Consider the following 26066-nt stretch of genomic DNA (forward strand, 5'->3'; position numbering starts at 1 on the left):
TGCTGAGCCCGACAAAATAATAGATGATAATGGAATCATTAAGTGGTAGAAAAAAAGTATTAGAACAAAAACCCATGAATTTTTGGGAGCGCATGTATTTGCCTGCCATATTTAAAGGGATGGCCATTACTTTTATGCACATGTTTAAAAAGAAAGAGACGATCCATTACCCAGAACAGGAGAGAGAGTTTTCTGAAAACTGGAGGGGGATGCACTCTTTAAAACGTGATGAGCAAGGCCGCGAACGTTGCACTGCCTGTGGTTTGTGCGCGCTATCATGCCCGGCAGAAGCCATCACCATGATTGCTGCTGAGCGCGAAAAAGGCGAAGAGCATTTATACCGCGAAGAGAAATACGCTGCCGTGTACGAGATTAACATGTTGCGCTGTATTTTTTGCGGTTTGTGCGAGGAAGCTTGCCCTAAAGAAGCCATTTATTTAGATGGCCCAATTGTGCCGGCAGACTATTTACGTAAAGATTTTATTTACGGCAAAGACAAGTTGGTAGAAATGCCGATAACAGAATTAGAAGCCTTAAAAGGCGCTACGGTGTAGCAAAGGGCTATTGTTGATATCATAATTAATAAAAAATTTTACCTTTGCCCATCAAAAATTGGCAATAGAAAGTCATACTTAAATGAGTTTATTTTACTTAGTTGCATTTTTGTCGATTCTATTTTCTTTGTTGGTAATCTTCACAAAGAACCCGGTGCATAGTGTTTTATACCTTATTGCCACCTTTTTCACCTTCACTATACATTACATTTTGCTAAACGCGCAGTTTTTGGCGGTGGTAAACTTTATTGTTTACATGGGTGCCATTATGGTGCTTTTCCTCTTTGTTTTGATGTTGATGAACCTGAATAAGGATACCGAGCCGGTAAAATCTAACCTGATTAAAATCATTGGCGTTATTGCCGGCGGTGCATTGTTGGTCACCCTAGTAGGCGCATCTAAAGCTTTGCAAACATCAGCAGTAAGCGCAGGTCCAAATTCTGAGATTGGTTTGGTAGAAAACTTGGGCAAGGTGCTTTTCAACGAGTTTTTATTGCCGTTTGAACTGTCGTCACTGTTGTTGCTTTCTGCTTTGGTAGGTGCAATTTTGTTGGCCCGTAAAGATAAAAAGACTCAAAATGGATAATATAACAGCAACCATTCAGGTGGTTCCACTTAACCATTACATCCTGTTAAGTGCCATCATTTTTACAATCGGAGTTATCGGCGTGCTTATCCGCAGAAACGCAATCATCATTTTTATGTCGGTAGAGCTGATGTTAAACGCCGTGAACTTGTTGCTTACCGCATTTTCGGCGTATAGTGGCGATGCGTCTGGACAAGTGTTTGTGTTTTTTATTATGGCGCTGGCTGCGGCCGAGGTGGCAGTGGGCCTGGCTATAATTGTGATGGTTTACCGTAACACAAACTCCATCGATATTAATGTGTTGAACAGGTTAAAGTGGTAATTTTTTATACAGCTAAATGATAGACTTAGTTTGGTTAATTCCGTTATTCCCTTTTATAGGCTTCCTCATCTGCGGGCTTGGCAGAAACGTATTGCCTAAAGCGCTGTTAGGCGGTATTGCTAGCTTAGCGGTTATCGTATCTTTTGCGGTAAGCTTGGGCATTTTTTTACAGTTCGACGCAAAAACAGCTGCCGTTGTCAATCTCTTTGATTGGATTAACGTGGGCACCATCAATATTCCTTTTGCTTTCCAGATAGATCAGCTCAGCATTTTAATGTTGCTGATTATTACTGGTATCGGATCTTTAATCCACATTTATTCTACCGCGTACATGAGTCACGATGCTGGCTTCGGCAAGTTTTTCTCGTACCTAAACCTCTTTGTGTTTTTTATGCTGTTGTTGGTGCTGGGCGAAAACTACATCATCATGTTCATCGGTTGGGAAGGTGTAGGCTTATGCTCGTACCTGCTTATCGGCTTTTGGTACACCAACGGCGAATATGCCGACGCGGCCAAAAAAGCTTTTATCATGAACCGTATCGGTGATTTGGGCTTTTTAATAGGTGTCTTTGTAATTATAGCAACTTTTGGCAGCAGCTCTTTTTCGGCAGTGTTCCCTCAAGCGCAGGCTTTGGTTTCTGGCGATACTACGCTAACCTTAATTACTATTCTGTTGTTTATTGGTGCCACGGGTAAATCGGCGCAGTTGCCTTTATTTACCTGGTTGCCAGATGCGATGGCGGGTCCAACTCCGGTTTCGGCCTTAATACACGCCGCAACAATGGTTACCGCCGGTATTTATATGATTGCGCGCTCTAACATTTTGTTTAGCCTTTCGCCGGTAACTATGAGCATTATTGCGGTAGTTGGCTTGGCGACTGCAATTATTGCGGCCATCATCGCGCTAACGCAAACAGATATTAAAAAGGTTTTAGCCTACTCTACGGTATCGCAACTGGGTTATATGTTTTTAGGCTTGGGCGTAGGTGCTTATACCGGCGCTTTCTTCCACGTGTTAACTCATGCTTTCTTTAAAGCCTTGCTATTCTTGGGTGCCGGTTCGGTAATCCATGCGATGAGTAATGAGCAGGATATGCGTAACATGGGCGGTTTACGTAAAAAATTACCGACCACTTTTATCACCATGTTGGCGGGTACCATTGCCATCTCGGGCTTGCCGCCTTTTGCAGGTTTCTTCTCTAAAGATGAGATTTTAGCCCACGTATTTGAACATAATGTAGTGCTTTGGGTAATTGGCGTTTTAGGCGCTTTGTTAACCGCGTTTTATATGTTTAGGATGATGTTTTTAACTTTCTGGGGTTCTTTTAGAGGCACCGAAGAGCAGAAACACCATTTACACGAGTCGCCGGCAGCCATGACTGTTCCATTAATTGTATTGGCTATCCTATCTGTTGTAGGAGGTTTCATTGGCGTTCCGGAAGCTTTACACGGTTCGCATTGGTTGGCAAACTATCTTTCTCCAATCTTTGAAGCTTCTAACAGCCGTTTGGGCGAGCTTTCTCTTTCGCATGCTACTGAATATGCTTTAATGGCCGTTTCTGTGGTGGGTGTGATTATCGCCATTGCAATAGCTTATGTAAAATATGTTAAAAACGGCCATGTGCCGTTGGCAGATAGCGAAGCACGTCCGGCGTTGGCAAAGCTATCTTACCATAAATTTTATTTTGATGAGTTTTATGCGGCCTTAATTACCAAGCCTCTAGATGCGCTTTCAGGTTTCTTTTACAAAACGGTTGATAAATCAGGTATAGATGGCATTGTAAATGGCGTTTCTAAAGCACCTGTAGAAGCCAGCAAAGGCTTCCGTTTATTGCAAACCGGTAACGTAGGCTTTTACATTTTTGCAATGGTGATAGGTATAGTTGCTGTTTTAGCATATAGTTTTTTCAAGTTTTAGGCTTCCGAATTAAAGAATAAATGAATCTCTTAATCTTATTATTTTTTCCTTTAGTGGGTTCAATAGCGGTGCTACTGAACAGAAATTATGCAAAGCAAACCGCTTTGATCAGTTCTATCATCACTTTAGGGTTTGCCGTATCTATGCTTTGCAATTTTGAAGCAGATGCCAGCAAACAATTCGTTGTAGATTTAGCTTGGATGCCACAGTTCGGCATCAGCTTTAAAGCAGGTATCGATGGGATCAGCATGTTAATGGTGCTGTTAACTACCGTGCTTACGCCGTTAATTATCTTATCGGGTTTTAACCGCACTTTTAAACACACTTCGGCGCTGTTTGCTTTGATTTTGTTTATGCAGTCGGCACTGTTAGTAGTGTTTACCGCTTTAGATGCCTTTTTGTTTTATGTTGGCTGGGAAGCAGCTTTAATCCCGATTTATTTTATCTGCGCCATTTGGGGCGGAGCAGACCGTATTAAAGTTACCTACAAATTTTTTATTTACACTTTTGCCGGCTCGCTGTTTATGTTGTTAGGTATCATTTACCTGCACCTACAAACGCCCGGAAACACTTATGATTTGCAAGCATTTTACGCTTTAAATTTAGATAGCAGTACGCAAGCTTGGTTGTTCTGGTGTTTCTTTGCGGCTTTTGCTGTGAAGATTCCTATTTTCCCGTTCCACACCTGGCAACCGGACACTTATACCGAATCACCCACAATTGGCACTATGCTTTTGGGCGGTATTATGCTTAAAATGGGTATTTATGGATTGGTGCGCTGGTTAATTCCGGTTTTACCCTTAGGTTTTGCCGAGTGGAAAGAACTAGCTTTAATCCTGTGCATTATTGGCGTTGTTTACGGCTCTATTATCGCGTTTACGCAAAAAGATATTAAGCGTTTAATTGCTTACTCTTCTATTGCGCACGTAGGCTTAATTGCTGCAGGCGTTTTTACTTGGAATTTGCAAGGCTTACAAGGCGCTATGATACAGATGCTAAACCACGGTATTAATGTGATCGGGTTGTTTTTTGTTGCCGATATCATCATTAACCGTTTAAACACACGCGAAATTGCGCTGATGGGTGGCATTGCTAAAATAGCCCCTAAACTGTCCATCACTTTTTTAATTGTGGTTTTAGGTGCGGTAGCCTTGCCATTGACCAACGGTTTTATTGGCGAGTTTTTATTGCTGAACGGTGTATTCCAATTTAACATTTGGGCGGCGGCTATTGCGGGCTTAACCATCATCTTTAGTGCCGTTTACCTATTGCGCATGTACAAAAACGTAATGCAAGGCACTTTAAACGAACTTACCGGATCATTTAAAGATATCCACGGATCAGAGTTGGTGGTGTTAGGCGTGGTTTGCGCCCTCATAATTGTAATTGGCGTTTACCCGCAACCTATTTTGCATATTTCCGAAGCCGCTGTAAACGGCTTAATTGGCGAGGTAAACAGTAAATTAGCATTTTAATTGTAAGAATGAATTCTTTAATAGTTGTATCGATATTAGCGCTTGTAGTTCTTTATTTAGGATTATTTAAAGCAAAAAATGCTTTATTGCCGGTAAGCGTTTTAGGTTTAGTAGCCGCTTTGGTTTTGGCGGTATGCGAATGGAACAGTGGCGCCGCACCTATTTTTAGCGGAATGATGCATTTTGACAATTTCGCTGTGGCTTTTACCAGCCTTACCGTGGTTTCTACCATTCTTATCCTGTTGCTGTCTAAACAATATTTTGAAAAAATAAGCGAGAACGTCGCCGAATACTATACCATTATCCTTTTTGCTTTAGCGGGGATCATCATCATGGTATCTTACCATAACCTGTCTATGCTGTTTGTGGGCTTAGAGATCATGTCCGTAAGTTTGTACATATTGGCAGGCATTAAAAAACGCGATTTTGCTTCAAACGAAGCTTCATTGAAATACTTTTTAATGGGCGCTTTTTCTACCGGCTTTCTATTGTTCGGCATCGCGCTATTGTACGGCGCCAGCCATTCATTTGATTTGTCTGTGATTGCAAAATACGTTACCGACCATCCGGAAGGCTTAAACCCAATTTTTTACGCCGGTATCGTATTAATTATGGTGGGTATGTGTTTTAAAGTGGGAGCAGCACCTTTCCATTTTTGGGTGCCGGATGTTTATGAAGGTTCGCCGACTTTGATTACCACATTTATGGCTACGGTAGTTAAAACCGCAGGCTTTGCGGCCTTTTTGAGGTTGTTCTCTATCTGTTTTGCGCCACTGTCTGATTTTTGGATGCCTACTTTGTTGGCTATTACCATTATCACCTTGTTTATCGGTAACATCACCGCTTTGTTTCAAGACAATTTTAAGCGTATGCTTACCTATTCTAGCGTATCGCACGCCGGGTATATGCTTTTCGCGATAGTTGCCTTGGGCGCTACTTCATCAAACGCTATTTTTGTTTACACCGCTGCTTATTCTTTGGCTTCTATCATCGCTTTTGCTGTTTTAATTTTAGTAAAAGAACAAACCGGAAGCGAGAACTTCGATAGCTTTAACGGCTTGGGCAAAAAGAATCCGTTTTTGGCTTTGGTGGTTACCGTGTCTATGCTATCTTTTGCGGGCATACCGCTAACGGCAGGCTTCATCGGCAAATTTTTCATGTTCTCATCGGCTTTGCAAGAGTACCACATTTGGTTAGTTGTGTTGGCCATCATTAACGCCATCATCTCTATCTTTTACTATTTCCGCGTTATTGTGGCTATGTATTTTAAAGATGCCGAGCGTAAAGAACTTGTTTCTAACGGCTACTTTAAATTGGTATTAGGCGCATCGGCTATTATAACAGTTGTTTTGGGCGTGTATCCATCGCTAATCACAGATTTGTTTTAATTTTCCGATGATTATAAAATTGCAAGAATATTTGTAGTTTTATGAGATAGCTATGCATGATCTTTGGGAGCACCTCACTAAACTTATCAACGCAGAGGAGATTATTCGCCAAGGCGGGTTTTATTTAATCCTTTTTGTTGTATTTGCCGAGACCGGACTATTCTTCGGTTTTTTTCTTCCGGGCGATTACCTTTTGTTTTTAGCCGGTATGTTTGTAGCCACCGGGAAACTGGACGTGGGCATTGTTGCCATGGTACTTGGTTTGATATTTGCGGCTGCCGCAGGAAACTTTGTGGGCTACTGGTTTGGGTACCGCACCGGCCCCATGTTATATAAAAGGAACGATAGCTTTTTCTTTAAGAAGAAGTATTTAAAAGCTGCAGAAGCCTACTATAAAAAGCAAGGTGCATTTGCGCTAATCATGGGCCGCTTTGTACCGATAGTACGCACCTTTGCCCCGATAGTTGCAGGTGTGGTAAAACTAGATTTAAAAAGATTTGCCTTTTTAAACGTGGTAGGCGCGGTTTTTTGGATTACGTCTTTAACGCTTTTGGGCTACTTTTTAGGTAAAGAGTTTGAAAAAGAGATAGAAAATTATCTGGGATACATTATTTTTGGTTTTATATTTTTAACAACTTTACCGTTAGCAATAGCATATTTTAAGAAGAAACTGAGCAAAGAACCTCAGGATATAGAAGATACAACAGATGACAGATAAACACCCGTGGCACTCGGTTACGCCAGGCAAAAATGCGCCAGAATTCGTAAATGCAATCATCGAAATCCCGAAAGGCTCCAAAGCCAAGTACGAAATTGATAAAGATTCTGGCCTGCTATTGCTAGACAGGATGTTGTTTTCTTCAGTAATGTACCCAGCAAATTACGGTTTTATCCCACAAACTTATTGTGATGATAGGGACCCTTTGGATATTTTGGTGCTGTGCTCGGCAGATGTGTACCCTATGTCTATTGTGGAAGCGAAAGTAATTGGGGTAATGCACATGGTGGATAATGGAGAGCAGGACGATAAAATCATCGCGGTAGCAAAAAATGACATGTCTGTAAATTATATTAAAGATTTAACAGAATTACCTCCCCATACCATGAAAGAAGTGGTACGTTTTTTCCAAGATTATAAAGCTTTGGAAGGCAAAAACGTAACTATTGAAACTTTGCACGGTAAAGATTACGCCTTTAAAGTAATCGAAGAAAGCATAGAATTGTATAATTCTACGTTTAGAAATAAAGTATAACCTATGGACCCCCAGAACGACATTAGCGGATTTCACATTTTTTTAACCATATTTTTGGTTCTTTTAAATGGTTTTTTCGTTGCCGCAGAATTTGCAATTGTAAAGGTTAGAGGGTCGCAGATAGAAATAAAAGCTAAGAGCGGTAGCCGGGTTGCCAATGTTGCCAAGCACATGACGCAGCATCTTGACGGTTATCTTGCCGCTACGCAATTAGGTATTACGTTAGCTTCCTTGGGATTGGGTTGGGTTGGCGAAGGCGTAATGTCGCGCTTTGTGCTTAACATATTCACTTGGATTTCTATCCCCATTTCAGAAGGCTTGGCTACTAGCTTGGGCCACGTTTTAGCATTCTCCATCATCACAGTATTGCACATTGTATTTGGCGAGCTAGCTCCAAAAAGTTTAGCCATCCAACGCCCCGTGGGCACTACTATGGCTGTCGCGTTGCCTTTGCAAGTATTTTACGTTGTTTTCAAGCCTTTCATTTATGTGTTAAACGGCTTTGCCAACATCATCCTTAAACTGTTTGGTATTGATGCCGCAAACGCACATGAGAGTCTGCATTCTTCGGAAGAGCTACAGTATTTATTAGATCAAGGGAAAGAATCGGGCGCTATTGACAAAGCTGAGCATGAGCTGATTAAGAACGTTTTTGATTTTAACGAGCGCGTGGTGAAAAACATCATGGTGCCGCGTACCAAAATATCGGCCATTGAGCTTACTGCATCGCCCGAGGAGTTGATGCAAACCATCATTACCGAAGGCTACTCCCGCATACCAGTTTATGATGATACGATAGACCGGATTGTGGGCATCGTACATGCCAAAGACGTGCTTTCTCTTTTGGTAAAAAACAATAAGTTTACCCTTAAAGATATTTTGCGCAAGCCGCTTTTTGTGCCCGAATCTAAAAAGATTAACGATCTGATGGCCGAATTTAAGCTGAAGCGGATACAGATTGCGGTAGTTTTAGATGAATTTGGCGGCACTGCCGGTATTGTGACCTTAGAAGATATTGTGGAAGAACTGGTGGGCGACATTCAAGATGAGTACGATGAAGAGAAACCATTGGTAGAAAAAGTTTCTGATAATGAGTTTATCGTGACGGCATCTGCCACGGTACATGATGTAAATGAATTTTTACCGCACGACTTACCCGAAGACGAGGATTATATGACCGTTGCAGGGATGATTAGCGAAATTTTCAGTAAAATACCAGAGGTGGGCGAAACCATCGACTTCAACGGCTATACCATCACCATCTTAAAAAAGGTAGACCAAAACATAGAATCTGTAAAATTACAACTGTTTTTAGATAGAGATGAGCAGGTAGATATCCGTTAAACATGCATTTGTTTTATACACCAGATATTGCCGCAGACTATTACCAGCTGAGCGAAGAAGAAAGCAAGCATTGCATCCGTGTTTTACGTTTAAAGCTAGGCGATAGGGTTCAGTTGGTTGATGGCAAGGGCGGTTTTTACGAAGCCGAAATTGTAGATGAACATCCCAAACGGACACTGCTGAAAATCACCAGCACACAAAAAGAGTACGGCAAAAGAAACCATTACCTGCACATTGCCATAGCGCCCACGAAAAACATGGACAGGTTTGAGTGGTTTTTAGAGAAAGCGACCGAAATTGGGATTGATGAAATTACGCCCATCATCTGCGACCGCTCGGAACGTAAGGAACTAAAGACCGACCGCGCCAATAAAATTATTACTTCGGCAATTAAGCAATCGCTAAAAGCTTACCATCCTTTATTAAACAAGGCGCGGTCTTTTAAAGAGCTTATCCAAAACGCACAAGCTAGCCATAAATACATTGCCCATTGTGAGGATCAGCAGAAACAAGAGCTAAAGACGGATTTTGTGGAGCGCGATAATTATTTGGTACTGATAGGCCCTGAAGGCGATTTTTCTGAGGCAGAAATCAGCCTTGCTCTGGAAAACGGCTTTGCGCCCATAACTTTAGGCAACAGTAGGCTACGCACAGAAACCGCTGCTTTACAGGCCTGCTTTGAGATAAATTATTTGAATAGATAGGACTACTATGGTAAAAGGATTGAGGTTTAAGGCTAAAGGACGTTCAAAGCTCTGGCAGACATCTTGGTTCTTATGCCTTACGTCTTGCGTCTTCATCGTTTCTTCGTTCACAAACCCTAGCTATAAAATTGCCAAACTTAAATACAGTGGCGGTGGCGATTGGTATGCTAACCGCACGGCTTTGCCCAACCTCATTGCCTTTTGTAACCAAAACTTGGGCACAAACATTTCTCCGCAAGAAGCAACGGTTGAGGTAGGTAGCGATGAATTGTTTAATTACCCTTTTGTTTATTTAACCGGCCACGGAAACGTGGTTTTTAATGCGCAAGAAACGGCCAATTTGCGCAAATACTTACTTGCGGGCGGTTTTCTGCACATTGATGACAATTATGGCCTCGATCAATTCATCCGCCCGCAAATGAAAAAAGTATTTCCCGAGCTCGATTTTGTGGAATTGCCACCAAATCATGCCATCTACCAACAAAAGTTTAGCTTCCCGAAAGGGATACCAAAGATACACGAGCATGATGGTAAACGACCACAAGGATTTGCCCTTATTTATAAAGGCCGGGTGCTTTGCTATTACTCGTACGAAACAGATTTGGGCAATGGCTGGGAAGATTTTGGAACCTATCCCGAAGACACGCAAGCCACACGCGAAAAAGCTTTAAAGATGGGCGCAAACCTCATCCAGTTTGCCTTAACGCAATAGCTGCTCTTGGGGCCATAAGGTTTGATTGTTAAGCAAACAAAAATGATGTGGGCTACAATTAATAATTTTCCTATTTTTGACAAACTTTCCCCAAATGATTGTAAAAGCATCCACATCCTTAAAACAATTGCGGAACAGCCTTAGCTTTCATTAATCCAAAAATATTTAGCTGAAGAAATGAAATACAAGAGAATACTTTTAAAGTTAAGCGGCGAATCCTTAATGGGCGAACAATCTTATGGGATAGACAATGCCCGCGTATTGCAGTATGCCGAAGAGATTAAAGCCATACAAACTTTAGGGGTTGAAGTGGCAATTGTTGTTGGTGGCGGAAACATTTTTAGAGGTTTGAGTGCAGAAAAATCTGGGATGGACCGTGCGCAGGCAGATTATATGGGCATGTTAGCTACGGTAATCAATTCCATGGCCTTACAAAATGCCTTAGAAACTTTGGGCGTTTATACCAGATTGTTATCGGCCATTAAAATGGAGCAAATTTGCGAGCCTTATGTTCGCCGAAGAGCCATGCGCCACCTGGAAAAAGGCCGTGTGGTTATTTTTGGTGCTGGCACCGGCAACCCTTATTTTACTACCGACTCGGCCGCAGCGTTACGCGCCATAGAAATTAAAGCCGATGTGGTTTTAAAAGGCACCCGCGTTGACGGCATTTACACTGCCGACCCTGAAAAGGATTTAAACGCTACCAAATTTGATAATTTGAGTTTTGACGAGGTGTACGATAGGGAGCTGAACGTGATGGACATGACGGCTTTTACTTTATGCGACGAAAACAACCTGCCCATTATTGTTTTTGACATGAACAAGCCTGGCAATTTGATGAAATTAATGCAAGGCGACGCCATTGGCACTTTGGTTAAATAAGATAAATACAAGCACATGAACGAGTTTATTAAAATGGAGCTAGACGAAGCTAAATCTTTAATGGAGAAAGCTGTCGCACATACCGATGCCGAATTTTTAAAAATCCGCGCAGGCAAAGCTAGCCCTGCCATGTTAGATGGCATTGCGGTTGATTACTATGGCGCAACAACGCCATTAACGCAAGTGGCAAACGTAAATACGCCCGATGCCCGCACCATTGTGGTACAACCTTGGGAGAAAGCGATGATCAGCCCTATTGAAAAAGCAATTATGGAGGCAAACATCGGCTTAAACCCCCAAAATGATGGGCAGGTAATACGTTTAAACGTGCCACCTTTGACAGAAGAACGTCGCCGTGACTTGGTGAAACGGGTAAAAGAAGAGGCAGAATCTGGACGTGTAGCCATCCGCAACATCCGTAAAAACACCAATGAAGGCATCAAAAAGTTGAAAAATGATGGTGCCTCTGAAGATGAGATCAAAACCGGCGAAGCCGAAGTTCAGAAATTAACAGACGCCTTTATCGTAAAGATAGATCAGCTGGCAGAACAGAAAGAAAAAGACGTAATGACCGTGTAAAACAGCCACGGCAAAGCAAAGGGAATAGGTATTTCGCTTATTCCCTTTTTGTTTTTGATGATACCTAAAAACCTAAAATCATGAGTAAGCTGGCTTTAATGGGGATATTTTTCTTCCCTTTGATTGTAAGCATTTTAACCGTAAAAGACATTTTCGAAAACGAGAAACTGCATGCCAGCGAAAAGCTGATGTGGATTGCGGTCGTGATTTTGTTGCCACTTTTAGGAGCTATCATCTATTTTTTCTTTAGCAAAAGTAAGCGGGCTTAATAGGCTGGGCGGGGGCAAACAATATCCGGTTAACATTGTTCTCATATTTGATAAAGAATTTATTACTTTGTATATCAAAAACATCCTAACAAATGGAAGTACAGGCGGGTGAGCTTTTATCAAAAATAAACTATCCTTCAGATTTAAGAGCGCTGGACGAGAAGCAGTTAGAGGAGGTTTGTAAAGAGCTTAGGGCATATATTATAGATGTGGTTTCTGTTAACGGAGGCCACTTTGCCGCAAGCTTGGGCGTAGTAGAGCTTACCGTAGCCCTTCATTATGTTTTAAACACCCCTTACGATAAACTGGTTTGGGATGTTGGCCACCAAGCCTATGGGCATAAAATCTTGACCGGCCGACGAGGCATCTTCCACACCAACAGGCTGTATCATGGGATCAGCGGTTTTCCAAAACGTAGCGAAAGCGAATTTGATACCTTCGGCGTAGGCCATTCATCCACCTCCATTTCTGCCGCTTTGGGCATGGCCGTAGCCTCGCACTATAAAGGTGAAGATGACCGTCAGCATGTAGCCGTTATTGGCGACGGCTCGATGACCGGCGGAATGGCGTTTGAAGCCTTAAACCATGCAGGCATAGAAAACAGCAACTTGTTGGTTATCCTTAACGATAACTGCATGTCTATTGACCCCAATGTGGGCGCGCTAAAAGAATACCTTACAGATATTAGCACCAGTAAATCTTATAACCGTTTTAGGGATGATGTTTCTGCCGTGCTGATGAAGATTTCTGAGCTGGGACCCAATGCGCACGAGATTGTTAAAAAAATTGAAAAAGGCATTAAAGGCACACTGTTAAAACGCAGTAATTTTTTTGAAGCCTTAAAGTTCCGCTATTTTGGTCCGGTTGATGGGCACGACATCCACCATTTAGTAAAAGTGCTGGAAGATTTAAAACATATCCCAGGACCTAAATTATTGCACTGTGTTACCTTAAAAGGAAAAGGGTATGCCCTTGCAGAAAAAGACCAAACCAAATGGCATGCGCCAGGCTTGTTTGATAAGATTACCGGAGAAATTAAAAAAGTAGTTTCTGAGAAGCCACAGCCCCCAAAATATCAGGATGTATTTGGACATACCATTGTAGAACTTGCCGAGCAGAACGACAAGATTATGGGTATTACGCCGGCTATGCCGTCGGGATGTTCTTTAAACATTATGATGAAGGCCATGCCTAACCGCGCTTTTGACGTGGGCATTGCCGAGCAACATGCCGTAACATTCTCCGCCGGTTTAGCTACGCAAGGCTTAATCCCTTTTTGCAACATCTACTCGAGCTTTATGCAACGAGGCTACGATCAAGTAATCCACGATGCGGCCATACAGAAGTTACCTGTTGTTTTTTGCTTGGACAGGGCGGGCATTGCCGGTGCAGACGGGCCTACGCACCACGGTGCGTACGATATTGCCTTCTTTAGGTGTATCCCCAACATGATTGTTTCGGCGCCTATGAATGAGGAAGAGTTGCGAAATTTAATGTACACCGCACAGCTGAAAAACCATGGCGGGCCTTTTTCTATCCGCTATCCGCGCGGCAAGGGTGTGATGGTAGATTGGCAACGTCCGTTTAAAGAGATTGAAGTGGGCAAGGGTCGCAAAGTGAGCGATGGAGAAGATATCGCTATACTGACTATTGGTCATATCGGCAACGAGGCTGTTAAAGCAATTATCGACTTAAACGCAGAAGGTTATCATCCGGCACATTACGATATGCGCTTTGCAAAGCCTTTAGACCAAGCATTGCTTTCGGATATCTTCAAAAAGTTTGATAAAATTATCACTGTTGAAGATGGTTGCATCTTGGGCGGTTTTGGCAGTGCAGTGGTAGAGTTTGCAGCAGACGAAATTTATAAAGGGCAAATCTGCCGTTTAGGCATCCCTGATTTGGTGGTGGAGCATGGCGAACAGCATGAGCTTTGGGCCGAGTGCGGTTATGACAGCAAAGCGATTATAGAACAGGTGAAAGCGATGACGGTAGCCAGGGTGACTAAAGGGATGGTGGGTTAGGAGATCATATCTAACAGCTTTTTTGAAATCACTTTTCGCGACAACTCCTCCCGTGGAGTAGATGCCTTCAGTAATTTCTGATCGTCCAGAAACCTGTGATACTCCCTGTCTAAAACTTCTTCAATAACCTCGATACGTCCGTTACATACATAACCAGCTTTGTAACTATTGATGCTGTCTGCAATGTCACCATGATCGGAGTTAGGCAGTAGAATCGGCTTATTGAAATACAGATAATCTGCTTGCTTAGAAGTAATAATTCCAGAGCGCTTTCCATACCTTAGATGTAAAAACAGGCTGGCTTCTAATAAATAATATAACAATTCACTCGTTCCTTTACGTGCTGCAATTTCAGTAAAATCAGTTAAACCATGTTTCTCAATCACGCTTCCTAACTTCTGGTTTTGAGTTGAACCCACAAAACAGAGCTTTATTTTCTGAGCAGATAAATTATTTTTGTTAACAAATTGCTTCAAAGCAAAAAAAAAGCTTTCATCAATCAACTGATCGTTATAGAGTGTGCCAATGTATACTATGGAGAAAACAGATCGCTCTTTTTTTGTTTCTTTAACCTCCGAAAAATTACTGCCATTCTCGATGATGTTTATTTTTTCTTTATAGGGTGAAGGAAAAAAGGATTTTAGCGTTTCCGAAACTGTTATCACTTTTTCGGCGAATTTTAGATAACGTTTTTCTTGATTTCGGGTGAAGATTTTTTTGAAGTAACTGATTTTTTGGCTGGTTTCGAGCAGGTTATAGCCATATGTCCAAGGATCTCTATAGTCTAAAAAAAGCTTAGCATTCGTTTTTTTTGCCCAACTAAAAGCACTTTTAATAATGCCCCCGCTACCGCCAGAAATAATTAGGTCAGGTTTGAAGCTCCGGTTCTCAAATTCTCTCCTTGATATGGTCCATTGGTCAACCCGATAAAAGATAATGTGCGCCGCAAGAAGGATTTTTTTTATTTGATAGGGAAAATGATGAGCATCCGCATAAATCAACAACTTTTGAATAAAGTTAAGATATGAAGGTTTTAAAGTTTTAACATAAGGGCGCAAATGTTCTATAATTTCTTCTTTTTTGACGTTGTTAATTGGATTGGGGAGAAATGGAAAATCTACACCTATTAATTCAACTTCGTAACCAGCCTCGATAAGCGTTTCTAAAAACGATAGATAGCGATGGGTGGAGGTTTGTTGGATATGCAGGTCGTATGTTAAAATAGCTATCTTTTTAAAAATCCTCATATAAATTCCGGAACGAGCTTCGTAACCCAAATGTAATGAAGTTGTTTTTCTGACTAAAATTCACATTTTCTTCTATGCGAGATGTAAATCCAGTTTCTAAACGCAAGTTATATTTCGGGTTAATCAGATAGCCGATTTTACCTTGGATAAAACTAAAATCAGTTTTAATACCTCCGCCTGTTTTGTAACCGTAATTCCCATTACGGGTATCATAAGGCTTATAAATATCTTTACCAAAATTTTCGCCAGTGCCATCTAAACCGTATTGCGCAAAATTAACCTGACCTTTCAATTCAAAACGCTTAAAACTATAATTCCAAATACTCACAAACTCTCTAAAATTAGCCCCCATAGGATGCGCCAACGCTTGGTTATAATGACCATAGTTTAGCAAAGAATTCCGCTGTGAATAAGTGAAAGGTCGCGCGGTATTAAACTCCAATAAATAATTTAAATTTTTTACGGTAAAAGCATCAAATCCTTTTATTCCCAATTGGTAAGCAAATTTATTTGCCCAATACCCTTTGTTAGAAAACACTTCTTTTGCCGTAAACTCGTCTGCGGCAAATTGTCCGTATACCGCCAAATTTTTAAATAGCTCGTATTTGCCCGTAAAGCCTATTAATGCGTTGTCTGGGGAGCCGTTTTGCCCTTCAATTGGGCGTAAAAAGATGAAAGGGTTAGCGTACATAAAATCGAAACCCCTCTTTCCGTCTTCGTCAGCATCTTGCCAAATTACCGAATCAAAGAAGCCTAAGCTTAGTTTATTGGTCACGTTCCAGTCTAAATAATGAAATACGCCCCACTTTTTACGGTAGCCATTATCGTAAGAAAACTCTGGCGCACGTAAATCCTGGAACTGTGCCCACATGGCCATATATTTTACCCGCCCTAAATTGGCTGTTAATTTAAAAAATGGATAAGTAGCAGCAACATCAGAAAGTAGCATTGAGCGGTAGCCATCGCCAATAAAATTCTTGTCTTGCCCTAAAGTAAGGTTCAGATACTTAACTGGAGTATAAGACAAGATCGCTGTGGCATAAGCCCAATCTTTGGTGCTTTTAGTTGGACCAAATTTGTCGTTCACCTGCCCGGGGATAATGCCATTTGCGTTAATATATTCTAGGTAATAACCAGGAAAAACAGCTTGGTTTTCGAACCCGCTAGTGTAAAAAGAAAACTTCTTGCCTATGGTTCCACCCACTTGGTATCCGCGGGTGTTTAACCAGGTATTGCCCGCTTGCGAGTCATAGCCGATTTGGAAATCGGGTAAAAAGTCGGCGTAAACCGTGTAATCGGGGGTTTTAATATCGATTAAATGTTCATTAAACAGTTTGCGGTGCACCCAAGTTCTTTTAACCGCGGTATCTAAACCAAAATTATAAACGCTATCTACGGCCTGGCTTAGCAAAGAGTCGTCGCCGAAATAAGGTTTTATGGAACTGTGGAAACGGCTATTTTGATCGTACGCTTGCTTGTTGAACTTTTGATAATGATCAAACGAATAAGGCAGGTACTGGTTGGGTGTTTGTGCAAAAAGGCTGCTGGTGCTAAACAGCGCCAGCAACAGAAAGATATTTTTTTTCATTTATTAGGTTTGATTCTGGTGTTGAAGAGGAAACTCATCGTTTCAAGGTTTGAGTAGCAAAGCAGATTTAACGTTAGGCCTCCACTGCAACTTTTTGGTCTAGCGCTTCATATATCGAATTATTGCTGATAAAATCTGGAACCAGTTTCTTCATCAAACGCACTACATCCTTGTCTTGGTAGCGACAAGCTGTAGCCATTAGATTTTTAACCTGCTCGCTCACGTGCGCATAATCGTAAACCATTACCTTGGCCACCATAATTTTGTGATGATGCGTAGGCAATGTATTTTCTAAATCGTTCAACAGCTCTTCGTATAGCTTTTCGCCCGGACGCAAACCTGTAAATTCTATTTTGATATCTTGATTAGGGATGAATCCCGATAAGCGGATCATCTTTTTGGCCAGTTCCACAATTTTTACAGATTTGCCCATATCAAAGATGAAAATCTCGCCACCATTGCCTAAAGTACCCGCCTCTAATACTAGCCTACAAGCTTCGGGAATGGTCATAAAGTAACGCGTAATATCCGGATGCGTAACGGTAACCGGTCCTCCTTTTTGGATCTGCGCTTTAAACCTCGGGATTACCGAGCCGTTAGAACCCAACACATTTCCGAAACGGGTAGTAATAAACTTGGTTTTTAAAACTGCACCGTTAACAGCAAGCGTATTGTGCTTTTCAATCTGGTTAGCGTAAGATTGCACATACATTTCGGCAATGCGTTTAGATGCGCCCATCACATTTGTGGGCCTTACGGCTTTATCGGTGGAAACCATGACAAATTTCTCTACCTGATGTTTTACGGCTAAATCGGCCAGTATTTTGGTGCCTCCCACGTTGGTACATATTGCTTCTGAAGGGTTGTTCTCCATCATGGGTACATGCTTGTAGGCCGCGGCGTGGTAAACAAAATGAGGCTTAAAGGTTTCGAACAAAGATTCCATGCGCTCGGGATTCCGTACGTCGCCAATAAAAGCAATAAAATTATGGAACAGGTTATTGTCTTGCAGCTCTAGCTGGATTTCGTGCAGAGCACTTTCGGCAATATCATTTAAGATAATCAGCTGAGGCTCAAATTTGGTGAGTTGGCGCACAATTTCGCTCCCGATAGAGCCTGCCGCGCCACTTACCAATATCCGCTTTCCTTTTAGCTCGCGCACCAGCACATCATCTCCCAAATCAATGGTATCGCGTTCAAGCAAATCTTCAATTTTTATGTTTTTGATCTGGTTAACTTTAAAAGCACCGTTTACCCAAGTTTTAATAGGCGGTACATTCAGCACTTTAACGTTATTGTCCAAGCATAAATCCACAATCCGGTTTTTTTCTTCGGTACTGATGCTGTTTGGCGTTAAAATCAAATCATCAATTTTCTCTACCTTTATGAGGTTCGCCAGCTCATCAGTATGGTAAATTTTGATGTTATCCACCACTTTATCTTTCTTCCGCGGGTCTTTATCAACAAAAGCTACCACGCTCATGTTTACGCTAGGGTCGGTATCTAAGCTCCGTTTAGTCGCTACGCCGGTTTCGCCCACTCCGTAAATAATAGCACGTCTTTTGTCAAGCTTTAGGTTTTTGATGTACATAAAAAAGTACTTGACCAATACGCGGTAGGTAATTAGTAAAACAAAGCTACAGAGGCCCGTGATCACGATAATCACGTTAGAGATAACAGGTTCGTGGTTGAAAGAAAGCAGGATAAGGTTACAAAAAATAAAAAAAGCGTTGCTTACCGAAATGCTGAATAGGATGCGAAAGGAGTCTTGCGCACTGGTATAGCGGACGATGCCCGCATAGGTTTTTACATTGAAAAAAACGATGGTATTGATGGCCAAAAAAATCAAGATATTACGCGCCAGCTCGTTAATATCAATATGAGAAATGTCGAAATTGTATTTTAAGAAATAACCCAGTACCAAGGCAAAGCCACAGAAGAGCAAGTCGAGGCAGAAAATGAGCCATCTAGGAACGATGTTAATCTTCCTGAACATAGTGTAATTTTTAGATTTACAAATATAAGATATAGTTTGGCTCTTGAGGATTTTTTTAGCGAAGTAAGGACTTGGTCGGGAGTAAAGAATAAGGAGCAAGGAGCAAAGATGGGAGACGTGAGATTTGAGACGCCTTTACCATCACAATTGACCTTTTTCTCTCAGTGGCTTTGTGCCTGAACTTGAAAGGAACAAGGAATAAGGAGCAAAGAATAAAGATATGAGACGTTAGAGTTGAGATATGAGAAAATCATTATCTTCTAACAATTAGCACTTTCCTCTCTGTGCCTTTGTGTCTTTGTGGCTGAACTTGAAAGGAACAAGGAATAAGGAGCAAAGAATAAAGATATGAGACGTGAGATATGAGAAAATCATTATCTTCTAACAATTAGCACTTTCCTCTCTGTGCCTTTGTGTCTTTGTGGCTGAACTTGAAAAGAACAACGGATAAAGAGCAAAGAAAGGACAGCGCGGGTACTCCTTTATCCAAAAAACGCTTCAATAGTTGATAGTTTTCGCTTAAGCTTGTTGATAAAGCAATTGCCCTAGGCGTTCAATATGTTCCAATATATCCGGATTATGGAGATGATGCTTAACGTTCAAATCGATTTTATAGGGCAACATCAAATCTTCCAGCTCGTTCTCGATTTTAAAAAGCAAGGTTAAATCTATGGCTTCGCCAACTAAAAGGAGATCAATATCAGAACCGTTGCGATAATTTCCTTTTGCGCGGGAACCGTACAATATAGCTTGCTGGACCTCTCTATAATTAACAAAAACGCCAATGATGGCCCTCAAGCTTTCTTCTTTGATGCCGTATCTCATTTTTCCGTTCTGAGAAATAGATCCATGCGTTCCTTGAAAAGAAGAAACTGTGGCATATATTGGTTTATTATTTTAAAGAAAATTTCATCGGCAGTTTGCTCGTTATAGGTGTGCGAAGCCCTGTTTCTGCTATTAATCATGTCCATCCACAACTCTCCATCTGCAATCAGCTCTGCCGAAAAAGCCTCTTTTGTAGCATCTTTAGATCCATACAACTTAACGGCGCCCCTAAACTCTAAAAAATCTTTCATCACTTTCCACGCCAGTTCGTGCGTATACTCGAAACGCTGTATGCCCCCCTCTTTTATAATATCATCCAAAAAACCATCTTTGTTGATTTCCCCGTTTTCATCCATAGGAAAATCAGATTCTATTTTAAGGGACGCTTCCTCCAGCTTTTTAAGCGCTTTTTATAACTGCTATAACGTTGTTGCCAACGAAATATCTTCTTGTGTCATTGCTGAATGAATTCTAGACCCTAAAATAGGTACAATTTAGGAGAATAAGGAGCAAGGAGTAAAGATATTATAATGGAGATGTGAGATTTGACCCTGCTAGACTTACGATTTTTCTAGACAACGTTTCAGAAAAATCGTAAGTCTGCCTGTCTTTGCGGTCCTTCAAAACTCACTCCCTTTAGTAAACCTTAAAAAGCCGGTTCTTTCCCTCCCAAATCAATCTGATACCCGCGTAAGCTAAAATTAGCATAACAAAAAAAGTGTAAGCCAACTCATCTGCTGCGTAAATCAAGCATACGTTTAATACAATTTGTGCCGTTGCATAAATGGCAGAGATGAATACGTGTGGCCATTTACGCTCATTAGCCAGGTACTGATAAAAATGCGAGCGGTGGGCATCAAATATATTTTCTCTCCTAAATATGCGGCAAATGATGGTGGCCACAGCATCTAAGCCATATATGCCTAAAAGCAAAATCCATTTTAGGTTTTCGGTAGCAACAATCAGTTTCAATATTAAAAAGCTCAATATCAAAGCCATAGCTATACTGCCCACATCGCCGGCAAAAGCTTTAGCGCGCTTGCGCAGATTAAAAAATCCAAAAACTGCTAAAGCAGCAAGCAAAAAGCAGAAGATATCCTCGTTTAATAGCTGCACGCTTTGCCGGATTTGGATAAGCCAAATGCTAGCAATTGCCACCGCCGAATATAAAACCGTAATGCCATTGATGCCGTCCATAAAGTTATAGGCGTTAATGATACCGATGATGACGATGAGGGCAGGGATTAAGAGGAGCAAGGAAAAAGGAGTAAGGAATAAAGATGTATCGGTGGACAAATAAACCTGATAAAGAATTGCTAAAACAGCGACAAGGTGTACAGCAATGCGAAGTTTATTGTTTAAGGTTAAAACATCGTCCAGAAAGCTGATGGCAGCGATAGCAAAGACGCCGAATGCTAAATATATCAAACCGGGCTCAAAAGCGGCCACTCCGATTATCAGCGCAAGCGGAAACAGGATACCGCCCCCGCGCAGGGTAATTTGGCTATGGGAACTTCGCTGGTTGGGCTTATCTATGATGTTAAACCGGTCCGCTATACGGAAATATATGATTTCTAAAATAAAGAAACAGAAGACTGCGGTAAAGAATAGGAGCATTAGGGTTTAGATGTTGGATGTTCGGAATAATGGGATGGAAGATTGGACTAATGGTATGATGGAATGGAGCATTGTTGAAATATGAGGATATATAGATGTTTAGACGTTATATTGAAAGCTTTACTTATCGATGCCTCACAAATTCAAAAATTTTTTACCTCTTTCGGTAAGCCGATATTTTTGTAGCCTGCTGTTAGGTTTATCGGGCATGGTTTGCATAATTAGGCCCATTTGCAAGGCCGGGTGGATGTAGTTCTCTCTAAAGGTTTGGCGGTGCTTAATGCCTAATCTTGAGCGCATTTCACCGGCCGAAAGTGCGTCTGCCTTTAAAAGATTCAATAGTTGAGCGACTGGGTCGGTGACTGGGTCGGTGAGTGGGTCGATGTAAGATAAATAATGCTTTGAAATAGGCACTATCACGTCAAAAACGGTGATTTTAGAAAAGTCGAACTTGGCGGCGCCGTTCCCATTTTCTTGCAACGTCTCCTTCACGCGCGTTACCCCTCTACTGAAACGGTTTACATAGCCCAGTACTTTCATCGCTTCTGCGATAACCGGGTTGCGATAATCATTCACATTAGGAAAATTCTCTGGCCGGGGATTGCCGTATAAGCCTCCGGCATTCATTATTTCTATACGATTGCTAAATTCATAAAAACGGATCGGTGTATTAGACTCGTAATCGCGATGCATAACCGCATTCATCATCAATTCTCTAATAGCCCACTGCGCATAATTTTTCGCGCTTTCTTCCCGTAAAATGCTAATAGGTACAGGTTGCTTTTTGATGACTGCCGTTTCTATAAAAGTATCAGACCAATCAGTCTATTTTCCCAATTAATATCATGATAACTATATCTAAAAAATCCGGTATCCGTTTCTTTTATCAATTTATTGGAGTGTTCAAATAGCTGATCCATATCCGTTTTATTTAAGCGAATATATAAAAAGCACTTAAGCAGTGCAATTTTTCACAATATTTGCACTGTCTAAAAGCATGAAAAGAAGTGGCTTCCGTCGGTCTCAAACTCATTTCTCAAGAAAGAGGGGAGTAATGAGCAGTCATTAGGAAGTCGCGCTGGTAATAATTTTGAAGGAGCGAGTTTTGAAGGAACGAACGGCCGTCTCGCGTGAAGTCTCACGTCTCATATCTTTTGTTCCTTGCTCCTTATTCCTTACTCAACTAAACCGCTACAAAGACCCAAAGGCACGAAGAGTAAAAATCAATTGTGAATAGGATAGGCAGTGCTTTCTCAAATCTCACGTCTCATATCTTTACTCTTTGCTCCTTACTCCTTGCTCTATCAAACAGCCACAAAGACACAGAGGCACGAAGAAAAGGGTCAATTGTGAAATAGGCAATGGCTTTCTCAAATCTAATGTCTCACATCTTTACTCTTTGTTCTTTACTGCTTAACTCTCCTCAAAAGACCTTATCGTTCTCCTCAAGCCATCTCGCGCGGTGATTGGCAAATCTTTTCCCAGCGCTTCTTTAATTTTTTGGTTGCTTACGCAATAGTTCTCGGTTAGCTTTTGAAGTTTTTCTGAATTGAGCGGAAGCTTGAGGTAATCGCCTGCTTTAGCGAGGGTATTGATAAGCGGGGCGGGAATGTTCCACAGCCTCGGTTTCTGTTGTAGGGTCTCGGCAATAAGCATAACCAGCTCGGTAGTGGATAAAGAATCATCATCTGCGATGTTATAGGTACCGCTAGGGATATCTTGCTCTAACAACTCTTTAATCACAAAACACAAGTTTTCTACACTTAAAAAAGAGCGACGGTTGTCAAATGCGGCTAAAGGATAAGGTATGCCTTTTTTAACCAACTGGTAAAGCAGGTTAAGGTTGCCTTTGTTGCCAGGCCCGTGGATCATGCAGGGGCGCAGAATGTAATATTTTTTGCCCTCGGACAGATGTTGAGCCTGTATATACTCCTCGGCCATCCGCTTAGATTTGCCGTAGTGGGTTTGCGGGTTAGGCTTTTCATCTTCTGTTAAAGTCCCCGATACACCATCGGCCACTGCCTTTACCGAGCTTATGAAAATAAATTTTGTAGCGTCCGATTTCAGAAAAGCATCATATAGCTGTTTGGTAAGCTCAAAATTGGCTTGGTAATAATCCTCCGGTTGCGATACGTTTTTTAAATCATGTGCTTTACCGGCTAAATGAACGATAGCCTCTGTGTGCGCCAGTTGTATCTTTTGGTTGGGTTGATAACGTAGCGATAATGTTTGGATATCAAATCCCTTTAGATAGTTGGAGAGGTTGGTTCCGGCGAAGCCGGAGGAGCCGGTGAGGGTAATATTCATTATTTTAAAAGCTGTTGAATCAACTGGACATACTTGAAAGTGACCTTTTCTTTTGAATATTCTTTTTGGATATACTCGTAGCCCTCTAAGCCCATCAATCTTAAGCTTTCTTTCTCTACTAAAAGCTTTTCCATTAAACTTCCCAATGCTTCGCATTTCTCATCTAACGAATTTTCTGTAATTAAATGAGCACATGCTAAGGGCTGCAAGAAATTATAAATTGGCGTACAATTTCCAGATGATACCAACAATGGTTTAGCACAGGCCATGATAGTATAAACTTTTGATGGAAAACCTTGACCGTCCATTTTGGGAGACATGAAAATAAAATGTAAATCAGCGTAAGCAATCAAAGAAGGCATCTTATTTCTTTGTTGATAAGGAACAACGTGGATGTTTGCCAAATCATGCAGCTTTACTTGCTCCTGCAAATATGTTTTCATAACACCTTCACCTATAACCCAGAACTCCACCTTTTTATCCTTAAATCGCTTCGCCAAATATAATAGCGGTTCCCAATCTTGTGCATGACCAATATTACCGGCATACATCAACTTTAAAACATCAGGCTTTGGAGGAAAATTTTCGTCAAAAAACTCTTTCTCAATTATGACTGGAGAATAAATTTTGGTATCAACAAAATTCGGAATTAGATGAAGTTTACGTCTATCTTCAAACCTGTTTACTATAGTCGAATAAAAAACCTTATCAATAGTAGTCACTGCATCCGAATGGTTATACACAAACCGCTCTAAATGCTCTAGGAGTTTGATTGCTGGCTTAAAGGTCAGTTTTCCTTGGTTAGTTAAAAAATCAGGATAAATTTCCTGAACGTTGTAAATAACCTTCGCACCCTTTAAGCGTCCAACAGCTATATTAATAAAACCAATTGTTAAAGGCGGTGAAGGGGAGATGATCAAACTAACCCTGCTCATCGACAGTCCTAGAAAAAAGGAGAGAATGTGCCAATAAACAAACCCAACCATCCTCAACATAGCGCTTTTAAATTTTTTTTGAGGGACATGTATCACGTTGATTCCGTTGTAATCGCTCAAATAAAAAAAACCAAAAAATTTTGGTCGGAGTGGCTGCTTTTCTATCTCGGATTCGACGCGATTATAGTGGGGAGTTGTTGTAAGAACAACCACCTCAAAACCCTCTTCTTTAAAGCGCAACGCTAAGTCATTGTAAAGGTAAGCGGTAGAAACCCCATCCGGACTAAATGCAATACTATGAATTAAGATTTTCTTTTTCTCCATTTAATACGCTTCATTCCAAACCACCCTTTTCACATAATCAACATAACTAATGATAACCCGCACCACTTTATCAGACACATTCGGCATCGAATAATCCGCTACTTTTCTAAAATTCCGGTTCCCTCCGCGCTCTTGATATTGTAGCTGGGTTAAAGCCTGCATAATTCGTTCGGTATTCATGCCTACCATCATTACTGAAGCTTCTTCCATGGCTTCAGGACGCTCGTGGGCGTCTCTTAAATTTAAAGCAGGAAAATTTAAGGTTGATGATTCCTCCGAAATTGTTCCGCTATCTGATAGTACAGCATAAGCATGAAGTTGTAAAGCATTATAATCGTTAAAGCCCAAAGGTTTTAAAAACTGGACCTCGGGACGCATCTCTATCTTTTTACTTTCAATCATTTTACGGGTGCGCGGATGCGTACTTACAATAATAGGATAACCGTATTTTTCGGCGATCCTATTCAAGCTTTCCATTAAGCCAGAAAAGTTTTTCTCGCTGTTGATGTTCTCTTCTCTGTGAGAAGAAACAACAAAGTATTGATGCTTCTGTAGGTTTAGTCTCGTTAAAATGTCCGAGTTTTCGATATCGGGCAAGTAATGAGTCAATACCTCTAACATCGGGGAGCCAGTTTTAATAATACGGTCTGCTGGCAAACCCTCTCGCAACAAGTATTCGCGAGCAATATCAGAATAAGTTAAATTGATGTCAGAAATATGATCGACAATTTTGCGGTTCGTTTCTTCAGGTACGCGCTGGTCGAAACAACGATTCCCGGCTTCCATATGAAATATTGGAATATGCCGCTTTTTTGCAGGTATGGCACACAGGCAACTATTTGTATCACCTAAAACCAGAAAAGCATCGGGCTTTAAGTCTTCCAATAGTGGATCTATTTTTATCAATATTTGTCCGACTGTTTCCGTAGCTGTGGAACCCGCAGCGTTCAAGAAATAATCAGGCTTACGGATTTTCAGATCGTCAAAAAATATCTGATTGAGCTCGTAGTCGTAATTTTGCCCGGTATGAACAATGAGATGTTCAATTGCGTCGGAAGAATCCAAAGCAGCCATCACACGCGCCAAGCGGATAATCTCAGGTCGGGTGCCAACCACTGTCATCACTTTTAGTTTTTTTCCCATATTAATATTGATCAGCGAATCGTATATCTTCCTACTCGTATAAATTAAAAATTATTCTGAATTTCTAAGCTGTT

General features: G+C 41.2%; 25 protein-coding genes. 15 read left to right on the top strand and 10 right to left on the bottom strand.

All coding sequences use genetic code 11. From position 1 onward, the window contains the following. Positions 1-29: 29 nt before the first annotated feature. The 15 genes from BCY91_RS02000 (at position 30) to dxs (ending at position 14010) form a co-directional block, all read left to right on the top strand. Positions 30-554: a NuoI/complex I 23 kDa subunit family protein gene (locus BCY91_RS02000; RefSeq protein ID WP_120180326.1), complete on the top strand. Its 525-nt coding sequence runs from the start codon at positions 30-32 to the stop codon at positions 552-554. An 82-nt stretch (positions 555-636) separates the two neighbouring features. Further along, entirely contained in the window at positions 637-1140 is a 504-nt protein-coding gene (locus tag BCY91_RS02005) for an NADH-quinone oxidoreductase subunit J family protein (protein WP_120180327.1), read from the top strand. Next, a complete protein-coding gene (gene nuoK, locus BCY91_RS02010; RefSeq protein WP_120180328.1) occupies positions 1133-1462 on the top strand; it encodes an NADH-quinone oxidoreductase subunit NuoK in 330 nt (109 codons plus the stop codon). Before BCY91_RS02005 ends, nuoK begins: the two co-directional genes overlap by 8 nt. 16 nt (positions 1463-1478) lie before the next feature. Next, positions 1479-3380, top strand: a complete 1902-nt coding sequence (nuoL, locus tag BCY91_RS02015) for an NADH-quinone oxidoreductase subunit L (RefSeq protein ID WP_120180329.1) — start codon at positions 1479-1481, stop codon at positions 3378-3380. A gap of 20 nt (positions 3381-3400) precedes the next feature. Further along, positions 3401-4855 (top strand): complex I subunit 4 family protein, encoded by a 1455-nt coding sequence (locus BCY91_RS02020; protein ID WP_120180330.1) that lies wholly within the window; start codon positions 3401-3403, stop codon positions 4853-4855. A gap of 8 nt (positions 4856-4863) precedes the next feature. Next, positions 4864-6243: an NADH-quinone oxidoreductase subunit N gene (locus BCY91_RS02025; protein ID WP_120180331.1), complete on the top strand. Its 1380-nt coding sequence runs from the start codon at positions 4864-4866 to the stop codon at positions 6241-6243. A 52-nt stretch (positions 6244-6295) separates the two neighbouring features. After that, positions 6296-6961, top strand: coding sequence for a DedA family protein (locus BCY91_RS02030; RefSeq protein ID WP_120180332.1), 666 nt, complete (start codon positions 6296-6298; stop codon positions 6959-6961). Next, positions 6951-7496 (top strand): inorganic diphosphatase, encoded by a 546-nt coding sequence (locus tag BCY91_RS02035; RefSeq protein ID WP_120180333.1) that lies wholly within the window; start codon positions 6951-6953, stop codon positions 7494-7496. Before BCY91_RS02030 ends, BCY91_RS02035 begins: the two co-directional genes overlap by 11 nt. Positions 7497-7499: 3 nt before the next feature. Beyond that, a complete protein-coding gene (locus BCY91_RS02040) occupies positions 7500-8840 on the top strand; it encodes a hemolysin family protein (protein WP_120180334.1) in 1341 nt (446 codons plus the stop codon). A gap of 2 nt (positions 8841-8842) precedes the next feature. Next, positions 8843-9544 carry a 16S rRNA (uracil(1498)-N(3))-methyltransferase gene (locus BCY91_RS02045; RefSeq protein ID WP_120180335.1) on the top strand — a complete coding sequence of 234 codons (702 nt, stop codon included), beginning with the start codon at positions 8843-8845 and terminating at the stop codon, positions 9542-9544. A 7-nt stretch (positions 9545-9551) separates the two neighbouring features. Beyond that, the gene (locus BCY91_RS02050; protein ID WP_120180336.1) at positions 9552-10256 is read left to right on the top strand and encodes a DUF4159 domain-containing protein; all 705 of its coding nucleotides are present in this window, start codon (positions 9552-9554) and stop codon (positions 10254-10256) included. Positions 10257-10433: 177 nt separating this feature from the next. Continuing rightward, a complete protein-coding gene (gene pyrH, locus BCY91_RS02055) occupies positions 10434-11138 on the top strand; it encodes a UMP kinase (RefSeq protein WP_120180337.1) in 705 nt (234 codons plus the stop codon). Positions 11139-11153: 15 nt separating this feature from the next. Beyond that, positions 11154-11717 carry a ribosome recycling factor gene (gene frr, locus BCY91_RS02060; RefSeq protein WP_120180338.1) on the top strand — a complete coding sequence of 188 codons (564 nt, stop codon included), beginning with the start codon at positions 11154-11156 and terminating at the stop codon, positions 11715-11717. Between the two features lie 80 nt (positions 11718-11797). Continuing rightward, complete coding sequence (locus tag BCY91_RS02065) at positions 11798-11986, top strand: PLDc N-terminal domain-containing protein (protein ID WP_120180339.1); 189 nt, start codon at positions 11798-11800, stop codon at positions 11984-11986. A gap of 92 nt (positions 11987-12078) precedes the next feature. Then, the gene (dxs, locus tag BCY91_RS02070; protein WP_120180340.1) at positions 12079-14010 is read left to right on the top strand and encodes a 1-deoxy-D-xylulose-5-phosphate synthase; all 1932 of its coding nucleotides are present in this window, start codon (positions 12079-12081) and stop codon (positions 14008-14010) included. Here the strand turns inward: dxs and BCY91_RS02075 are convergent. The 10 genes from BCY91_RS02075 to wecB form a co-directional block, all read right to left on the bottom strand. Then, on the bottom strand, positions 14007-15287 hold the full coding sequence (locus BCY91_RS02075) for a glycosyltransferase family protein (RefSeq protein WP_147387887.1): 1281 nt from the start codon (positions 15285-15287) through the stop codon (positions 14007-14009). The two genes, dxs and BCY91_RS02075, sit on opposite strands and share 4 nt — an antisense overlap. Further along, positions 15244-16845 (bottom strand): gliding motility protein RemB, encoded by a 1602-nt coding sequence (locus BCY91_RS02080; protein ID WP_120180342.1) that lies wholly within the window; start codon positions 16843-16845, stop codon positions 15244-15246. The genes BCY91_RS02075 and BCY91_RS02080 overlap by 44 nt, the downstream gene beginning before the upstream one ends. 73 nt (positions 16846-16918) lie before the next feature. Then, a complete protein-coding gene (locus BCY91_RS02085; RefSeq protein WP_120180343.1) occupies positions 16919-18841 on the bottom strand; it encodes a polysaccharide biosynthesis protein in 1923 nt (640 codons plus the stop codon). 519 nt (positions 18842-19360) lie between these two features. Beyond that, positions 19361-19666: a nucleotidyltransferase family protein gene (locus tag BCY91_RS02090; RefSeq protein ID WP_120180344.1), complete on the bottom strand. Its 306-nt coding sequence runs from the start codon at positions 19664-19666 to the stop codon at positions 19361-19363. Beyond that, entirely contained in the window at positions 19663-20061 is a 399-nt protein-coding gene (locus BCY91_RS02095; protein WP_317124672.1) for a nucleotidyltransferase substrate binding protein, read from the bottom strand. Before BCY91_RS02095 ends, BCY91_RS02090 begins: the two co-directional genes overlap by 4 nt. A 241-nt stretch (positions 20062-20302) precedes the next feature. Further along, positions 20303-21283 (bottom strand): MraY family glycosyltransferase, encoded by a 981-nt coding sequence (locus tag BCY91_RS02100; RefSeq protein ID WP_120180346.1) that lies wholly within the window; start codon positions 21281-21283, stop codon positions 20303-20305. A 135-nt stretch (positions 21284-21418) separates the two neighbouring features. Then, a complete protein-coding gene (locus BCY91_RS02105) occupies positions 21419-21991 on the bottom strand; it encodes a Fic family protein (protein ID WP_245988978.1) in 573 nt (190 codons plus the stop codon). Between the two features lie 705 nt (positions 21992-22696). Then, a complete protein-coding gene (locus tag BCY91_RS02110) occupies positions 22697-23590 on the bottom strand; it encodes an NAD-dependent epimerase/dehydratase family protein (protein WP_182995282.1) in 894 nt (297 codons plus the stop codon). Then, complete coding sequence (locus tag BCY91_RS02115; protein ID WP_120180347.1) at positions 23590-24849, bottom strand: glycosyltransferase family 4 protein; 1260 nt, start codon at positions 24847-24849, stop codon at positions 23590-23592. Before BCY91_RS02115 ends, BCY91_RS02110 begins: the two co-directional genes overlap by 1 nt. After that, the gene (gene wecB / locus BCY91_RS02120; protein WP_120180348.1) at positions 24850-25992 is read right to left on the bottom strand and encodes a non-hydrolyzing UDP-N-acetylglucosamine 2-epimerase; all 1143 of its coding nucleotides are present in this window, start codon (positions 25990-25992) and stop codon (positions 24850-24852) included. Between the last annotated feature and the right edge of the window lie 74 nt (positions 25993-26066).

It is taken from the genome of Pelobium manganitolerans (genome assembly GCF_003609575.1).
Classification (GTDB): domain Bacteria; phylum Bacteroidota; class Bacteroidia; order Sphingobacteriales; family Sphingobacteriaceae; genus Pseudopedobacter; species Pseudopedobacter manganitolerans.

What these genes read in the sequence shown, in the direction of transcription:
- BCY91_RS02080 (WP_120180342.1), bottom strand. Translation starts at nt 16,845, where the DNA reads ATGAAAAAAAATATCTTTCTGTTGCTGGCGCTGTTTAGCACCAGCAGC.
- BCY91_RS02100 (WP_120180346.1), bottom strand. Translation starts at nt 21,283, where the DNA reads ATGCTCCTATTCTTTACCGCAGTCTTCTGTTTCTTTATTTTAGAAATC.
- BCY91_RS02050 (WP_120180336.1), top strand. Translation starts at nt 9,552, where the DNA reads ATGGTAAAAGGATTGAGGTTTAAGGCTAAAGGACGTTCAAAGCTCTGG.
- BCY91_RS02085 (WP_120180343.1), bottom strand. Translation starts at nt 18,841, where the DNA reads ATGTTCAGGAAGATTAACATCGTTCCTAGATGGCTCATTTTCTGCCTC.
- BCY91_RS02105 (WP_245988978.1), bottom strand. Translation starts at nt 21,991, where the DNA reads ATGATGAATGCGGTTATGCATCGCGATTACGAGTCTAATACACCGATC.
- BCY91_RS02030 (WP_120180332.1), top strand. Translation starts at nt 6,296, where the DNA reads ATGCATGATCTTTGGGAGCACCTCACTAAACTTATCAACGCAGAGGAG.
- nuoK (WP_120180328.1), top strand. Translation starts at nt 1,133, where the DNA reads ATGGATAATATAACAGCAACCATTCAGGTGGTTCCACTTAACCATTAC.
- BCY91_RS02005 (WP_120180327.1), top strand. Translation starts at nt 637, where the DNA reads ATGAGTTTATTTTACTTAGTTGCATTTTTGTCGATTCTATTTTCTTTG.
- BCY91_RS02020 (WP_120180330.1), top strand. Translation starts at nt 3,401, where the DNA reads ATGAATCTCTTAATCTTATTATTTTTTCCTTTAGTGGGTTCAATAGCG.
- BCY91_RS02065 (WP_120180339.1), top strand. Translation starts at nt 11,798, where the DNA reads ATGAGTAAGCTGGCTTTAATGGGGATATTTTTCTTCCCTTTGATTGTA.
- BCY91_RS02025 (WP_120180331.1), top strand. Translation starts at nt 4,864, where the DNA reads ATGAATTCTTTAATAGTTGTATCGATATTAGCGCTTGTAGTTCTTTAT.
- nuoL (WP_120180329.1), top strand. Translation starts at nt 1,479, where the DNA reads ATGATAGACTTAGTTTGGTTAATTCCGTTATTCCCTTTTATAGGCTTC.
- BCY91_RS02110 (WP_182995282.1), bottom strand. Translation starts at nt 23,590, where the DNA reads ATGAATATTACCCTCACCGGCTCCTCCGGCTTCGCCGGAACCAACCTC.
- BCY91_RS02000 (WP_120180326.1), top strand. Translation starts at nt 30, where the DNA reads ATGGAATCATTAAGTGGTAGAAAAAAAGTATTAGAACAAAAACCCATG.
- BCY91_RS02045 (WP_120180335.1), top strand. Translation starts at nt 8,843, where the DNA reads ATGCATTTGTTTTATACACCAGATATTGCCGCAGACTATTACCAGCTG.
- BCY91_RS02040 (WP_120180334.1), top strand. Translation starts at nt 7,500, where the DNA reads ATGGACCCCCAGAACGACATTAGCGGATTTCACATTTTTTTAACCATA.
- BCY91_RS02035 (WP_120180333.1), top strand. Translation starts at nt 6,951, where the DNA reads ATGACAGATAAACACCCGTGGCACTCGGTTACGCCAGGCAAAAATGCG.
- dxs (WP_120180340.1), top strand. Translation starts at nt 12,079, where the DNA reads ATGGAAGTACAGGCGGGTGAGCTTTTATCAAAAATAAACTATCCTTCA.
- pyrH (WP_120180337.1), top strand. Translation starts at nt 10,434, where the DNA reads ATGAAATACAAGAGAATACTTTTAAAGTTAAGCGGCGAATCCTTAATG.
- BCY91_RS02115 (WP_120180347.1), bottom strand. Translation starts at nt 24,849, where the DNA reads ATGGAGAAAAAGAAAATCTTAATTCATAGTATTGCATTTAGTCCGGAT.
- BCY91_RS02090 (WP_120180344.1), bottom strand. Translation starts at nt 19,666, where the DNA reads ATGAGATACGGCATCAAAGAAGAAAGCTTGAGGGCCATCATTGGCGTT.
- frr (WP_120180338.1), top strand. Translation starts at nt 11,154, where the DNA reads ATGAACGAGTTTATTAAAATGGAGCTAGACGAAGCTAAATCTTTAATG.
- wecB (WP_120180348.1), bottom strand. Translation starts at nt 25,992, where the DNA reads ATGGGAAAAAAACTAAAAGTGATGACAGTGGTTGGCACCCGACCTGAG.